General features: G+C 61.9%; 13 protein-coding genes. All 13 read right to left on the reverse strand.

The window, feature by feature from the left end; all coding sequences use genetic code 11:
• Positions 1–20: 20 nt before the first annotated feature.
• Positions 21–1,016, reverse strand: coding sequence for an ABC transporter substrate-binding protein (locus QTJ18_RS01700; protein WP_252752350.1), 996 nt, complete (start codon positions 1,014–1,016; stop codon positions 21–23).
• A gap of 48 nt (positions 1,017–1,064) precedes the next feature.
• Entirely contained in the window at positions 1,065–1,961 is an 897-nt protein-coding gene (locus QTJ18_RS01705) for an ABC transporter permease (RefSeq protein ID WP_252752349.1), read from the reverse strand.
• Entirely contained in the window at positions 1,958–2,797 is an 840-nt protein-coding gene (locus tag QTJ18_RS01710; protein ID WP_252752348.1) for an ABC transporter ATP-binding protein, read from the reverse strand. Before QTJ18_RS01710 ends, QTJ18_RS01705 begins: the two co-directional genes overlap by 4 nt.
• A 231-nt stretch (positions 2,798–3,028) precedes the next feature.
• Positions 3,029–4,015 carry an NAD(P)H-quinone oxidoreductase gene (locus tag QTJ18_RS01715; protein ID WP_301557754.1) on the reverse strand — a complete coding sequence of 329 codons (987 nt, stop codon included), beginning with the start codon at positions 4,013–4,015 and terminating at the stop codon, positions 3,029–3,031.
• A gap of 18 nt (positions 4,016–4,033) precedes the next feature.
• Complete coding sequence (locus QTJ18_RS01720) at positions 4,034–5,341, reverse strand: 2-hydroxyacyl-CoA dehydratase family protein (protein ID WP_252752346.1); 1,308 nt, start codon at positions 5,339–5,341, stop codon at positions 4,034–4,036.
• Entirely contained in the window at positions 5,338–6,450 is a 1,113-nt protein-coding gene (locus QTJ18_RS01725) for a 2-hydroxyacyl-CoA dehydratase subunit D (RefSeq protein ID WP_252752345.1), read from the reverse strand. Before QTJ18_RS01725 ends, QTJ18_RS01720 begins: the two co-directional genes overlap by 4 nt.
• On the reverse strand, positions 6,447–7,643 hold the full coding sequence (locus QTJ18_RS01730; RefSeq protein WP_252752344.1) for a CaiB/BaiF CoA transferase family protein: 1,197 nt from the start codon (positions 7,641–7,643) through the stop codon (positions 6,447–6,449). Before QTJ18_RS01730 ends, QTJ18_RS01725 begins: the two co-directional genes overlap by 4 nt.
• 18 nt (positions 7,644–7,661) lie before the next feature.
• A complete protein-coding gene (locus tag QTJ18_RS01735) occupies positions 7,662–8,774 on the reverse strand; it encodes a CaiB/BaiF CoA transferase family protein (RefSeq protein WP_252752343.1) in 1,113 nt (370 codons plus the stop codon).
• Positions 8,771–10,162 carry an MmgE/PrpD family protein gene (locus tag QTJ18_RS01740; protein ID WP_252752342.1) on the reverse strand — a complete coding sequence of 464 codons (1,392 nt, stop codon included), beginning with the start codon at positions 10,160–10,162 and terminating at the stop codon, positions 8,771–8,773. Before QTJ18_RS01740 ends, QTJ18_RS01735 begins: the two co-directional genes overlap by 4 nt.
• Positions 10,159–11,331 carry a mandelate racemase/muconate lactonizing enzyme family protein gene (locus QTJ18_RS01745; RefSeq protein ID WP_252752341.1) on the reverse strand — a complete coding sequence of 391 codons (1,173 nt, stop codon included), beginning with the start codon at positions 11,329–11,331 and terminating at the stop codon, positions 10,159–10,161. The genes QTJ18_RS01740 and QTJ18_RS01745 overlap by 4 nt, the downstream gene beginning before the upstream one ends.
• A gap of 223 nt (positions 11,332–11,554) precedes the next feature.
• A complete protein-coding gene (locus tag QTJ18_RS01750) occupies positions 11,555–12,544 on the reverse strand; it encodes an ABC transporter substrate-binding protein (RefSeq protein ID WP_252752340.1) in 990 nt (329 codons plus the stop codon).
• A gap of 26 nt (positions 12,545–12,570) precedes the next feature.
• Complete coding sequence (locus tag QTJ18_RS01755; protein ID WP_252752339.1) at positions 12,571–14,316, reverse strand: ABC transporter permease; 1,746 nt, start codon at positions 14,314–14,316, stop codon at positions 12,571–12,573.
• Positions 14,316–15,482, reverse strand: a complete 1,167-nt coding sequence (locus tag QTJ18_RS01760; RefSeq protein ID WP_252752338.1) for an ABC transporter ATP-binding protein — start codon at positions 15,480–15,482, stop codon at positions 14,316–14,318. The genes QTJ18_RS01755 and QTJ18_RS01760 overlap by 1 nt, the downstream gene beginning before the upstream one ends.
• Positions 15,483–15,557: the final 75 nt, after the last annotated feature.

Below are 15,557 nucleotides of genomic sequence, written 5' to 3' on the forward strand. Positions count from 1 at the left end.
GTTGGGTTTATGCGTCTGCATCAGCGTGCCGCCGCGTAGGAAGCGTCGAACATGTCTTCCTTCTTGAAGTCGGGGAGCACCTCGCCGCGTGTCTTCATGGCGGCCATCTCCGTCTTCCAGTACAGGTCGGATGCCTTTTCGAAGTCCGGCATCAGGCGCGGGTTCACATAGGGAATGGCGCCCTTGACGACGTCCTCCTCGGCGCCGATCGCCTTCTCGACAATCGCGATGAGCTTGCTTTCAGGCAGTTGCGAATATCTGTCGCTGGCCTGCATGAAGGTGGCGATGACGCGGCGCACGATGTCCGGATTGTCTGCGCCCCAGTCCCGGCGCACCATAATGGCCGAGGTCGGGGATTCGCCGGCCTCGCCCATCTGCGCGGGGGCGAGTGCGATCTTTCCAGCCCCCTTGGCAACCGCGATCGCCGGCGTCGGTTGCGAATGCAGGAAGCCGTCGATCTGTTTCGTCAGAAGCGCCGGCACCATGTCGCTGCCGCCAATCCGCACGATGTTCATCTTGAGGCCTTCCGTGGTCAGGCCCTTGTCCTCCAGAAAATGCCGGAACATGACGAGGTGGACCGATCCCGGCGAACTGACGCCGATCGTCTTGCCGCGTAAGCTTTCCGGCGAGTCGAACGTGATGTCGTTGGCGAGAACCAGATGAGTGGCACCCGGCGTGCCGAGCGCGACGGCCACCAGCGGCGGCTTTGCCTTTTGCTCAACGGCGACGGCGTTCAGTCGCGCCATCTCTGTCATCGGGCCGTAATAGACGTCGAAATCGCCGCGCATCAGCGCCTCGATGCCGGTGGCGTTGCCGCCGGACGAGACGGCGGTGATCGTTGCGTTCAGGCCATTCGCGGCATACAGGTTTTCATCTTCGGCGATAGCCTGAATGATGGTGGACAGGCTGGCCTTCAGCCAACCGACCCTGACCGGCTGAGCCTCCTGCGCGGTCGACGAAATTGCCGATAAGGCCAGCAATCCGGCCGCCGTGGCGACTGCTTTCAGAATAGACATCCGTTCCTCCCATGATGTCCGTGAAGTCTCTCGCCGGCAGCTTTCGTGCTACCGGACCTCCCATTTCTCCGTGGTCCGCTTCTCGACGAGCCGGACGATGACGTATTCGGTGAGATAGCCGATGATGCTGATGAGGATCATCGCCGCCATGAGATCGATGGCGCGGAACTGGAAGCGTGCTTCCATCAGCACGTAACCAATGCCTTGTGCGGAGGCGAGCATTTCACCGGCGACGATCATCTTCCACGCGCCGCCGAGGCTGATTCGAAGACCCGTCGTGACATAAGGCACGGTTGCCGGCAGGATGATGCGGTAGAACAGCGTCAGCCCCTTGGCGCCGAAACAGCGTCCGGCGTCTATGAGCAGTGGGTTGATCTGCCGTGCGCCTGCCTCTGCGTTAAAGAACATCGGGAAGAAGGCCGTCATGAACACGACGAAGACGACGGCCGTATCACCGAGGCCGAACCAGAGGATCGCCAAGGGAATCCAGGCAATGCCGGGAATGGGGTAGAAGCCCTTGATGACCGGCAGGACATAGTCGCGCACCACCTCGATGCGCCCAACGACCAGGCCGAGCGGTATGGCGAGCACCGCCGCGAGCCCGAAGCCCATCAGCAGGCGCCGCAGGCTTTCCATCAGGTGGACATAGATGTTCGGGCCGTAAAGCCAGCGCGTGTCGTCGAGCGTCAGCATGCCGAAGATGCGGCGGACGACGCTGAAGGGTGCCGGCAGGATCAGCTGGAGATTATAGGCCGTCGCCATGATCTGCCAAAGTATCAGAAGTGCGGCGACACCAACGGTGCCGCGCGTGATGCGCTGGATCTTGAGCTTGCGGTTCTTCGTTTTTTCATAGGCCGCAAAATCCATCGGCGGCTTCGAGACCCGGTTTGTCGCAGCGCGGTTGGCCTTGGCGTCGATGGGGGTGGCTGTGGCGTCCAGTGTCATGCCGCGTGCTCCGCTTCTTCGCTGTTTTCGTAATCGTCGCCGGCGGAACGATGCATTTCTTCGGTGATGATGCCTTTCAGTTCTGCGAAATCGGCGCCGTTGCGATCCCGCGGGCGGGGCATGTCCACCTGGAAAAAGCGCCCGATGCGCCCCGGGGACGGCCGCATCAGCAGGATTCGGTCGGCAAGGTAGACGGCCTCGTCAATATCATGGGTGATGTAGATGACCGTCCGGCGGTCTTTCAGCCAGGTATCGACCAGATAATCCTGGAGGGTCATGCGATTGATGGCGTCGATGGCGGAGAAAGGCTCGTCCATCAGGAGCAGATCGGCCGATGGCAGCGCCCAGGCCCGCGCCACAGCCACGCGATGCCGCATGCCGCCAGAAAGCTGGTAGGGATAAAGATTGCCGACATGGCCAAGGCCGACGATATCGAGAACCGTCTGCGCCCGTGCGCGGGCTTCCGCCTTCGGCACTTTCTGCATCTGCAGACCGAATTCGACATTCTCGATGACTGTGCGCCATGCAAACAGCGCCGGTTCCTGGAAGACGATGCCGCGATCTGGTCCCGGTCCCTTGATCGCCTTGCCGTTCAGCAGAACCTCACCCGAGGTCGGCTTCACCAGCCCGGTGACGATCTTCAGGAAGGTGCTCTTTCCACAGCCGCTGGGGCCAATGATGCAGAGAAATTCGTTGCGGGGAATTGAAAAATTCAGGTTCGAGAGGGCATGGTTCCATCCCCCTTGCCCCTCGTAAAAATGATCGACGGACCGTGCTTCGATAACGGGAGCAGACAGGTCGGAGCCTGAATCTCGGTATGAGGGTTCATTGTTCAAGATAGGCTCCTCCACAAGCGGCGTTAGCAATGGCTATCGCGGGGATGAGCGCAGTCGGCGGAACACGGATTGGTTTTGATGAATCGAGCCTCCACCCGAAACACCGTCCCGATCGCCAGTCGCCTCCTCCGCAGGCTGGCATTTTCACTATATGAAAATTGTATTCACACAGTGGATATTCAATACGCGATCTCCTGTCGCGTGTCAATGCGAAGCGGCTTGTTTAGAACGTTAGGAGAAGCCTTCCAGAATGATCTTTCCGATGTGGCCGCTGCCTTCCATCCGGCGGTGTGCGGCGGTGGCCTCGGCAAAGGGAAAGGTGCTGTCAATCACCGGCTTGAACCGCCCATCCTGCACCCAAGGCCACGCCTTGGTCCTCACTTCCGAGATGATCCGCGCTTTTTCCGCCACAGGCCGGCTGCGCAGGGTCGAGCCGGTGATCTGCAGGCGGTTCATCATCACGCGGGCGATGTCGAGTTGCGCCATCCGGCCGCCGGAGAAAGCGATGACGACAAGACGCCCACCATAGGCGAGCGACTTGAGATTGCCGTCGAGATAGGGCCCGCCGACGATATCGAGGATGACATCAATCCGGGTTTTTTCCGCCTTCAGAACAGAGGCGAAGTCTTCGTGACGGTAGATGATCGCCCTGTCGGCACCAAGCGAGAGAGCAGCCTTCGCCTTCTCCTCGCTACCGACGGTAACGATAACCTTGCAATGGTGAAGTTTCGCCATCTGGATTGCGGTCGTGCCAATCCCGCTCGTGCCGCCGTGGACCAGCAGGGTCTCGCCCCGCTGCAACGCTGCCGTTTCGAAGACATTCGTCCAGACGGTGGCGATGGCCTCGATCAGCCCTGCCCCTTGCGCCATCGTGATTTCGGGCGGCAGCGGCAAGACCTGACCTTCGGGAACGCAGCAATACTGCGCATAACCTCCGCCGGTCAGCAGCGCGCAGACACGATCGCCCGGCTGAAAATCCGTCACTCCGTCGCCGCAGAGATCAACGATCCCCGCGACCTCGAGACCAGGCAGGTCCGATGCGCCCTCTGGCGGCGGATAGACGCCACGCCTCTGCGCCAGATCCGCGCCGTTCAGGCCCGCCGCCTCGACCCGGATGCGGATTTCGCCCGGTCCCGGCGCGGGCACCGGGCGGCGCACCGCCTTCAGCACTTCGGGGCCGCCGGGCTCCGAAATTTCAATCGCGAACATGTCGTTCATGGCATTCATTCCTGTCGATTAGTGACGGCAGCGTTCATCGATGAACGTACCGACCTTGCGCTGCATTTCCGCATCGTCCCACAAACGGGCGTCGACCATGCTGGCGGAAAGTTCAAGAACCGGCAGGCCAGCCTTTTCCAGCGCCGTCTTGCAGGCTTGCGTTCCGTAAGAGGACAAGCGGTCGCCGAGCGGCGTCAACATGACTGCGCCATGCGCGCCAAAATCCTGCGCCTGCTTCATGATCCAGCCGGCCATCCACGGCGGCAGGTGCAGCTGCTCGTTCATGGAGATGCTGCGCGCTGCCAGCGCCCGCAGCGGGTCGCCATCGAAATACTTCCGATAGGCATCGGAAAAGAAGTTGGTATACATAGACCAGACGAAGACCGCCCCATGGCTTTCCTCGAAGGCTCGGTAGAAGCTGGTATTGAACCAGAGCCCGGTGTTCAGCCACAGCAGGCGGACCTTCTCATTGCCGCAGATGCCGTAATTGCTCTGCACCCGCTGGCGGATCTCGTCGACATAGGTTTGCAGGTGATCTATCGACCATTGCGAGCCGCGATTCCAGGTTGCGGCCATGATATTGGTCAGCTGGTCGGGCAGCGGAACAGGACAGCGCGGAGCGGAGGCGATCAGTTGCGTCGCCTCTGCCGCAAGCTCACCCGCGCGGTTGATGCGATGCATCTCCGATGCGAGTTCGTCACGGTTCAACCTGCGGCCGATGGTCTTTTCCGAAAAACCGATCAGCGCCTCGATCTGCTCCACCTGGAAATCGAGCCGGTGGCTCTCATAAAGATATTCCCAGTCCCGCTGGGCATGATCCCACCAGTTCTCGACCAGCCGGGTCTGCGACGGGCTGTCGAGGTAGAAGGCCGGGCAGCCGAAGGCCTCGGCCCATTGCGCCGTAATCCTTTGCGCATAATCTCCGCGCAGACGATCTAGGATCAGCGCCGGTTTGGGCAACCCGCCGTAAGGGGCCTTTTCCGGGTCGCCGTCCAGCGTCGTCATCATCGGCAGGCTGAGGTAACGCGGCAGGTCTTCATGATAGCCGAGCCGGTCCATCAGGTCGAAATAATGTGGCGACATGCGCTTCGCGGCAATGATCGACGAGTACCAGGTATTGGTGACCAGCGGCACGTCCATCGCATGGAAGACCTCGTGCGGCGACACCGCCGAGGCAATCACATAGGGCTCGCCTTCATCCAGCGCTCGCTGCTGGAAATCCTTGAACCATTGCTTCTGCTTGTCCCGGGCTGCAGCCGTTGCGGCCAGGCGGCCGTCATCCGCCTTCACATCGTCTTTCTTGAGACTGCTGGGGGCCTCGCTCATGGTCTGATCTCCCCGATGAACTCTCTGATGGCGGCGATGCTCTTCTCATTTAGCGACCAGTAGGTCTGCCGGGTCAGGAGAAGCGAAGGGATGGCGGCAGCCTCGAGCATGCGCTTCTGCGCTGGATAATCCCAGCCGAGCGTGTCGTCGTTCTCTTCCAGATAGAATATGACGCCATCCACCTGCGTTTCGGCCGCCTTGGCCATGAATTGCGCATCAACGCGGTCCTGCGGGAAGCGTCGCGGGCCGGGTACGTGGTTCATGTAATGATCGGTCAAAGCATCGAGCCATGGACGGCTTTCGTCCACGTCATGCGCATATATGGCCTCGCCCCAGTCATGGTCGTCGGCGACGACGGTCGCGCCCATCGTCTCGATCGCCCGATAGAGATCAACATGCTCGACGGGGCTTCCCTTGATCATCAGGCGAACGCCGTCCCGACGATCGTTTTCCCCCGGGTTGGAGCGAAGAAGGTCGTCGAAGGCCTCGACCGGAAGGGCCGGTCCGCAGGCTGCGAGCTTTAGCGCCGTCTCGCCGCTCATCCGGGGCGGCAGGCTCGAACGGAGCTTATTCAGGCTGCGGAAGGAGCTCCGGGCCTCGTTATATCGGGCAATGGAGGCGATGATGGCGGTATCCTCCAGTTCCTTGCCGGACAAGTCCTCCAGCCGGGCCTTGAGGTCGAGGATCCGGGCCCTGACATAGACCCGCGTCGGCTCGAATGGCGTCTGCAGCAGATCGAAGAGATAGGTTTGCGGCAGGCGGCGGTCGGGCTCTGTCTGCTGGACATGTTCCAGGAGATAATAGAACTGCAGGAGCCCCTCGGAACTGCGTGGAATGACCAGAAGGTCGAGAAAGTCATAGCATCCCTGCATCAGCTTCTCGAAGATCGACCGGAGAAAACCCTCCCGCACCGGCTCCATGTAAGTCGGGCTGTCAACAAGCGCGATGTAGGGGTCACCCACCAATCGGACCGGCAGCATGCCGGCTGCCGCAATCAGCTCCACCGGCACAGTCGCGCCGAGCACGCCGACCACATTTCCGCCGGCGGATTTCCATTGCCGTGCGGCAGCTTCCCGATCAGCATAGACCGCGTCTATCCCGGCACTCAAAGCACGCCTCCCGCTCTGAGCGCATCGATGTCCGCCGGCGAATAGCCGAGTTCACGCAGCACGTCGTCCGTGTGCTGGCCGAGATCCGGCGGCGGAAGCTTGCTGCCCGGCGCATCCTCATCGGTGCGGAACCCTGCGCCGACGACCTTCATCTTGCGCTCCAGCACCGGCACATCCACCTCCACGAACATGTCCCGCTCGTCGAAATAGGGATGGCGCGCAATGCCCGCCAGGTCGCGGACGACGGCCGAGGGAATGCTGTTGCGGTTGAAAAGCACTTCCCATTCTTCCGCACCCTTCTGCTTCAGCACGTCGGTGATCTCGGCGCGGAGCGTCGTCGCATGCTCCCAGCGCCCGGCCGGATCGGCATAGCGCGGGTCCTCCAGCAGATGTGGAAGGCCGATGATGCGGCACAGCTGATTGAACTGCTCATTGGTGTTGGCGCCGATCGAAATAGGCCGGTCAGCGGTCTGGAACATGTCAGCCGTGGCACTCAGGCTGAAGCCCTTATTGCCGACGCGCTTGGGCGCCTTCCCGGTGCCGAAGTATTTCAACAGAACCGAGCTCATCAGCACCATGGAGGCATCCAGCATGCTCACATCGAGATATTGCCCGCCGCCGCCGCGTTCGCGCCGGAGCAGGGCGGAGATGATGGCAAAGGCGGCCAGATGGCCCGAGAAAGTGTCGATCACCGGGAAGCCGACTTTGGTGGGCGGCGAATCCTCGTCGCCCTGCAGGGACATCAGGCCGGACATTGCCTGGGCGATATGGTCATAGGCCGGATTGTCCTTCAGCGAGGTATCCTGCCCATAGCCGGAGATCGAGCAATAGATCAGTCTGTCATTGAGCTTGCGGCAATCATCCCAGGCAAGCCCGCGGCGGGCCAGAACGCCTGGCCGGAAATTCTCGACGAGGACATCGGCCTGCACCACGAGCTTTTTGAGGATCTCAAGACCTTCCGGCTTGGCGATGTCGAGCGTGATCGACCGCTTTCCCGCATTGTAGCCGATGAAATTGGCGCTGTTTCGGCCGAACGCCTTGTCGTGGCCGTAATAGCGCATGACATCGCCTTCCCCGGGCCGTTCGACCTTGATCACCTCCGCCCCCAGCAGCACGAGCTGGCGCGTGCAGAAGGGGCCAGCCATGACGTGGCTGAGATCGAGAACACGAATTCCATCCAGTGCGCGAGCCATCTTATGATCCAGTTCGTTTCAATGTTCCTGTGAGCGGAGGCTGGCCGATTGCAGCACGGCCTCCGTATGTTCTCCGAGCGCCGGGACCGGCGCGAGGCTGCGACGGTCCTCGCCCTCAAACAGGAAGGCGCTGCGGACAATCGGGATGATGCCGCGTTCGGAGAAGGCCTCGCCGATCAATCCTCGCTGTCGCACCTGATCGCTTCCGGCGCTTTCGGAGAGCGTCCGCATCATCCCTGCGGGAATGCCGGCCGCCACGAAGAGCTGTTCCCACTCCTCGGCCGGGCGTTTCGAAAGAGCTGCCTCGATCGCCTCGACGAAGTCTTCGGCATTTCGATCCCGCATCTTGCCGTCCGCGAAACGTTCGTCCTGAAGCAGTTCGGGACGCTCGATGAGGGTGCAGAGCTTTTCCAGCCATTTCTGGCTGATGCCCGCAATGAAGATGCGGCGGTCTCCGGCGCGATACCGGGCCATGGTGGGTCGTCTGCCATGAGAAGGCGGCCCACCGAGCAGTGCCGATGTGGTGTTTGCCGATTGCAGGGCGAGCGCGGAGTCGAGCATGGAGACGTCGATGCGCTTGCCCCTGCCGGTCTTCTCTCGCGCATAGAGCGCGGCAAGGATGCCCGAGAAGGCGACATAGCCGCTGAAGGGATCGAGAATGCCGATGCCGAGATCCATGCTGTCCGTCTCCGGGCCGAGATAGCAGTCGGAGAGGCCGGAGGTCGCCTGCACGGACCATTCGATGGCCGGCATGTCGCGGAGCGGTCCCGTCTGGCCATAGCCGCTGATCGAGCAGGAAATCAGACGCGGCAATGTCGAATGCAGATCCGTCCAGTCCAGGCCGAGCTTCTCTGCGGCACCCGGTTTGAAATTCTCCACGACAATGTCGGCAGTCGCGACAAGGGCCAAAAGCGCGTCACGATCGCCGTCGGATTTCAGGTCGAGCACGACGGAGCGTTTCCCGGCATTGACGGATTCGAACCTGCCATGGGGCCGGCCCCGAAAATCATCTCCGACGGGCGGTTCGATCTTGATGACGTCCGCGCCGAGAAGGGCGAGCTGGTGGGTGCAGAATGGCCCGGCCAGCGCATGCGAGAGGTCGATGACGCGTATGCCCTCAAGAATGTTCATCGTGCGCCTCCCAGAACCGTCGAGATCCCTCCAATGTCGGGAAGGGTCTCGAGGTTCATGACCATGTCGAGGACGCGGGCAGCGGCCTTGTCGCCGATCACCGGCCCCGAAAGCCGCTCGAACTTGGCGATGACCCGATCCGCCGGGATTTCCTTGCCGGGCCCGCCAGGGCGTTGGGTATGTTGAACCGTCTTCGTCGAACCGTCGCGAAGATGTGCAACCAGCCGCGAGGCATGGCGAAGGCCAAGCCCGCCTTTGTCGATCTCGGCGTCGATCTGGAATTTCACCCGCGATGCAAGGGCAACGGTCTCGGGATCAGACAGCCGCTCTTCCGCAAACTGATCGACAAAGGCATCGCCATCCATCAGCGCTACAGCGGCCGCATAACTGCCGTTCATCTGAGCCGCGACGACATCTTTCGGCTGATAGGTCCAGCCGACATTGCTGACGGCGATGCTGCCCATATTGACCTCGAGCCGCTCGAGGTTTTGCGGCGTGACGCCCAGATTGCGTAGCTCGATCGCGCCTTCGACAACAGTCTGGGCGCTGGCGCAGGTGGAGAAGATCTTGAAGCCGACGCCTTCCAGCAGCCAGACCTCGCCCAGATGCCGCATCACCGCGTCCCGGTCGCCATCGAAGCGCATGGCGGAAAGCAGGCCGCCGAAATCGGCCTCGATCGCGGTTTCGGATCCTGTAAAACCGCGCCGTGCCAACAAGCCAGCCGTAACACCAGCCCCGGCGGCATGGCCAGCATGAAAGCGCTTCGACATTCCGCCGGTTCGGGCCGAATAGAGTCCGGCCGCCTGCGTCGCGCCGAGCGCGATTGCGGCCTGGGCCTGCATCGGATCGAGATCGAGCAATTTTGCAGCGGCTGCAGCGGCGGCAACGGCTCCAAGCGTCCCGGTCGGGTGAAAGCCGCTTAGTCCGTGCCCGCGCCCGGCTGCGATGCCGAGGCGAATGCCGATCTCATAGCCGACGCCCACCGCATTCAGCAGCGCTGCGCCGGAGGCTTGCGTCAGTTCGGAAAGCGCCCAAGCGGCGGGCAGGGTAACCGCGCCAGGATGCAATTGCCCGCTCAGATGGACGTCGTCGAGTTCGAATCCATGCACCGCCGTACCGTTGACCGTGGCCGCGGCCGTAACGCCGACGCAGCCCGCCATGCCCCAGATCTGCGATCGGCCCTGCGCACTCTCCTCCGCGACAGCCGCGGCAATTCTGCCCCAGGGCCGCTGAGACCCGTAGAGGCCGCAGCCGAGCGTGTCGAGGATGCAGAGCTTCAGATGGTCGCGGGTTTTAGCCGGCAGGGCCGTTGCGGACCGGTCGGCAATCCACCTGGCGATGTCTGCGGTGAGGCAAGGGCCTGCCGGTGAAGCGACATTGACGTTCACGTGACGACCTCCTTCATCAGGACGATCTTCTCCAGAGCCTTGTGATCCGGCTCGACACCAAGGCCCGGTCTGTCGACCGGGGCGACCGAACCGTTCTCCAGCGTGTAGACCGGCTCCGGCACCAGCGGATCAGGGCCGGAAACCCCGAGACCGAACAGGAATTCACCGGCAGGCATGACCCGCTTCGGCGGCAGGCTGGTGTGGAAATGAATGCCGGCAGCGGCCTCGAGTTGGGAGAACGCAGCCAGTCCGCCGATATTGACAAGTATATCAGCCGCTTCGGCAATGGCCGCGATCTTGCGCGCCTTGGAAATGCCGCCGACCTTGTAGAGCTTGAGGCAGAAAACATCGACGGCGCGACGGCTCGCCAGTTCATGCGCGTCGTCCAGCGTCATGATGCTTTCATCGGCCATGATCGGTACGCCCCTCGCTGCATCGCGGATCCGCGCCAGGCCATCGAAATTTCCGCGGGCGATCGGCTGTTCCAGATAGCCGAGATCGTCATCCGTCAGCCGCTCCAGAACCGCGATGGATTGCGCAACGGTCCAGCCGGTATTGGGATCGATACCGATCGTCACACCGTCGCCCAAAGCCTTCCGGACCGCCTTGAAGTTTGCGATATCCTGCTGAACACCCGCAGGATGACCGGCCTTTAGGCAAAGCGTGCGGACGCCATATTCGTCTACCGCCCGGCGGCATTCGGCGATCATGCCGTCCGGCGTTTCGGACAGGCCGACCGACCATTCCAGCGGAATGCGATCATAGTTGCGGCCACCGATCAGACTGTAGACGGGAAGACCGACCGCCTTGCCCATCGCGTCATGCAGGGCGTGGTCAAGCGCCGCGCGCGCCTGGACATTGCCGGGCAGTGCGAGATCGAAGGCTGCGACAATGGATTCGATATCCCAGATGCTGCGGCCGATCATCCGCGGCGCATAGATGTCGCGGATCGCGGCCACCATTCCGAGGCCGGTATCAGGCAGGAAGTGGCTCGGCGCGATAGGGCGTATCTGGCCGTAGCCCCTTACACCCTCCGCATGGATCGTCACGAGCACGGGCTTGCCAAGAAGTGTGCCGCGGGCTCCGGTGTCGTAGCGGCCGCTGGAAGACAGCCTTTGCAACCGGGTTGGAAGGTCGGTGACTGCGACCTCGATCCTGTCGATCTTCAAATTCGATCCTCCCATTTCACCTGTCGATTAGCACCCGTTAATCGTAATGTCCACTAGGTGAAAACAAATTTCATAAAGTGAAACTTCAGCATATGAAGAGCAGGCGCACAGGCGCCTCCTGCGTGCGGCAAAGGGGCTACCTACAACTCATCGAAAGCGGGTGTTGCTATGTCTGGCGATCCCCAGCCAGGCTGGGGATCGTGAGTGAGTGACGATTGAAAGGTCAGAGACCCATCAGTCTATACATCGCGTCCGATTCCGCCTTGGCCGCACGCGGATCTATGACCCGCACGTCCGGCATCTTGCGCGTGTTCGGCACGCCCTCGATTGGCGAGAAACCGTCCGGATTGTTCAGGGACTGCGCCTCCGGCGTCAGAAGGAAGCTGATGAACAGCTTGCCGGCATTGGGATGCGGTGCCTTGGCGACAAGGCTGATCATGTTGTCGGAGGAAATCGTCGGGCTGGGGAAGCTTTCGTCGAGCGGCGCGCCGTTCTTGACCAGTCCGACAATGACCTGATGAATGCCCGGCGCATAGACCGTCTGGGCTCCTCCGGCGACCTGCTGGATGCCGGGTACCGCGCTTTGCGAATAAGTCGCCATCTTGCCGAGCTTCTGGAGGAACTCGTCGCCGTAGAGATCCCGCAGCATCTTGTAGAACTGGTTTGATGTGACGCCGCTGCGCGGGTCGGTGAGCATGATTTTGCCGGCGAGTTTCGGATTGACGAGGTCCTCCCAGCTCTTCAGGCCTTCCGGGAACAGGGTCTTGTTCCAGACGATTGAATAGGGGTTGTAGCCAACCGTCACCATGCCCTTTTGCTTGGCCTTTTCCGGCCATTCGGCAAGACCCGGAACCTCGTCCAGCGCGGCGAACTTGCCATCGGCGGCGCGATCCTCATGGAAGCCGCGATCGGTGCTGTAGTACACATCCGCAAGCGAATTGCCGGACTGGTCCTCCGCCATGAACCGCTGCGCGAGCGCCGAGGAACCCTGCCGTTGAACCTCGATCCGGACGCCATATTTCTCCTCGAAGGCCTCCGACAGGCTTTGCATGATGCCGGGATCGATATTGGTGTAGACGGTGGCCGAGCCTTCGGCCTTGGCGGCCTCCACCAGGGCTTCGGGTGCCTGCGCCCGTGCCGGGAGAACAGCGACGGTCATGGCGATCGCGATTGCGGGTATGGCTTTCATGGAATGCCTGAGAGCTGATGACATGAGTTCCTCCTCCTCCTTTGTTGCAGTCAGTGCGTGGTCGCGTCGCGGCTTCGCCTCGTGACGAACAGCATGGCGCCGACAAGGCTTGCGCTGATCGTCGAGATGACCAGGGCCAGGGCCGCGACCTGCGGGAAATTGCCGAAATTCCAGAAATCCAGAAGCACACGGCCGATCACGGGGTTGCGCGGACCGGACAGGAATGCCGATGCCGTCACTTCTCCGACTGTATGGACAAAGACCATGATCCATCCAGCGACAATGCCGGGAATGGCGAGCGGCAGCAGGATCTTCCAAAGGGTGACGATGTCGGTGGCCTTGGAGACGCGCGATGCCTCGCCAAGTTCAGCGCCAATGGAATCCGCCGCTGCTGCCGCAGAACGCGCCGCATAGGTGATCGTCATGACGATATAGGCGAGGAACAGGATCGTCGTGGTTCCGTAGATGCGCAGCGGTTCATGGCTGAAGGCGAGGATGAAGGCCACGCCGATCACCGTATGCGGAATGGTGGCGGGCAGGCCAGTCAGCCCGTCGACCAGCTTGCGCATCAATCCGCTCTTGCTGAAATGCAGCGCGATCGCTCCGGTCAACAGCATATTGCAGGTGGCGACAGCGCAGCCCAGCATCATGCTGTTGAAAAGAGCCTGCACGGTCTGCCGGTTGTCGAACAGCACCGTCTGGAAATTCTTCAAGGACAGGACGGACCAGTTGATCGACGGGGTCCAGAACGGTTGCAGCGAGACCAGTCCCAGACCGAGGATCGGCAGGATTGCCGTCATCAGGAGATAGAAGATCGCCAGCCCCAGAACCAGATGCCGCATGGCGCCGAGCCGAACCGGCGTCGCACGCATCCCCTTGCCGGAAATCGTTGCATTGCGGCCGCGTTTGACGACGAAACCCTGGGCCAGCAGCAACATCTGGACGGTCACGAGAAGACCGAGCGCCAGGATGAGGGCAGGGCCGGTCTTTGCCGGATATTCACTCAGGAGCCGGTAGATATAGACCGAGAGGACGTCGATCTTCGCGCCGCCACCAAGAACGGCGGGGACCGAAAAGAGGCTGACGCCCGAGATGAAGCCCAGCAGCACGGAGGCCGCCAGTGCTGGCCTGATGGCGGGCAATGTCACCTTCAGCGTGGTCTTGAACGGTCCGGCGCCGCTGACACGCGCGGCCTCCTCCACTGAAGGGTCCAGCCGTTGCAGCGCCGCGGAGACGATCAGATAGACATAGGGAACGGTATAGAGGCCCGTGACGACGATCAGCCCGGTCATCGAATAGATGTTGAACGGCCCCTGCTGGAGATTTATGCCGAGCGGCTCGAGAATGGCGCGCAGGAAGAAGTTGAGGAGCCCCGCCCGCGGATCGAGCAGGACCGCCCAACCGATCACGCCCGCGACCGGCGGGACGATGAGGGCGGCCAGCGGCAGCAATTGTCCGATGAAGCCGAGGCTTGCGTCTGTGCGCTCGTTCGCCCAGGCCAGCGCCGACCCGATGACGAGCGCGATGGCGGTTGCGCCGGTGACGACGATGACCGTGTTCATTATGGCTGCAGGCAGCGTTCGCGAAAGCTCGCCGGACACGAGCTCGGCCAACCCGGTCTTCAGGTTTGGCAGTTCGACGCCGATCGCTACGCCGATCGGATAGATGATCAGCACCGCGCTGATCAGCAGCAACAGGATCCAAAGGACAATGGAGAGCGGGCCCATCTGGCGGATTCGCGCGAGCAGCCGGCTCTGCCGCGACGTGGCGCTGCTTTCATGATAGGCGAGCGTCATCACGCCATCTCCCGGGGGAAAATGCGCGTCTGGGCGGGCGAGCAGGAGATGGTGACCCGTTCTCCGGGCTGCAGCGTATCGCCGCCCGAGACCGTTACGGAGATCTGGTGCTCGCCGATGGCAAAGACGTGCTGCACCGTGGCGCCGAGATAGAGGGAGCGTTCAAGCTCGCAGACGAAGTGATTGTGGCCGGCCGACGGCTGGCCGATCGTCTGCAGCTTGCAGTGTTCCGGGCGAACCATAACGTACACGTCTGAACCTTCCGGCAGGCTGGGGCCGCCGAACACGCCTTCCAGCCGGCCGATCGGCGTATCCACCGAGGCACCCGTCCCTGAGACGAGAACGAGTTTACCCGGCACCTCATTCGTGGAGCCGACGAAATCGGCAACATAGCGCGAGGTCGGGCGGTCGTAGATGGCGCGCGGCGAGCCGATCTGGGCGATCCGTCCCACGTCCATGACAGCGATCTTGTCGGCCAGCGCCAGCGCCTCCGTCTGGTCGTGGGTGACGTAGATGGCGGAAAAGCCGATCCGTGCCTGAAGATTGAGAAGTTCGACACGCAATCTTTCGCGCACCTTGGCATCGAGGTTGGACAGCGGCTCATCGAAAAGCACCAAGCCATCATTCGAGACGATGGCGCGCGCCAGGGCGACGCGCTGCTGCTGGCCGCCGCTCATCTGGCCCGGATAGGCCGCCGGATATTTTCCAAGGCCGACGAGGTCCAGGGCCGCTTCGGCTCGCCGGCGCGCCTCGTCTGCGGACACGCCAATATTGCGGAGCGGGAAGGCGACGTTTTCGGAAACCGTCAGATGAGGCCACAGCGCGTAGGACTGGAACACCATGTTGAAGCGCCGCTTTTCCGGCGGAACGAAAATACCTTTGGCAGCGGAAAAGACCAGCGTGTCATCGATGAAGATTTCGCCGGAATCAGGCTCTTCAAGGCCTGCGACGCAGCGCAGCAGTGTGGTCTTGCCGCAACCGCTCGGGCCAAGAAGGACGACGAACTCGTTCGATCCTATGTCCAGCGAGACATTGTCCAGCGCGAGGTGGTGGCCGCGCTTGGTCGTGTATGTCTTGGATATGTTGCGGACGGAAACCCGCGGAACGAGCGTCTGCTCTAGCGAAGTCTCCGGGTATCCGACCCTATGCCGAGTCGTCTCCAGCATCGACGCCTCCTCCCGATGTTGCCGATGAGCGAACCATAGGGAGGTATTTCACGAGATGCAATTAAAAATCACAGG

It is taken from the genome of Rhizobium sp. SSA_523, assembly GCF_030435705.1.
Taxonomy (GTDB): Bacteria; Pseudomonadota; Alphaproteobacteria; order Rhizobiales; family Rhizobiaceae; genus Neorhizobium.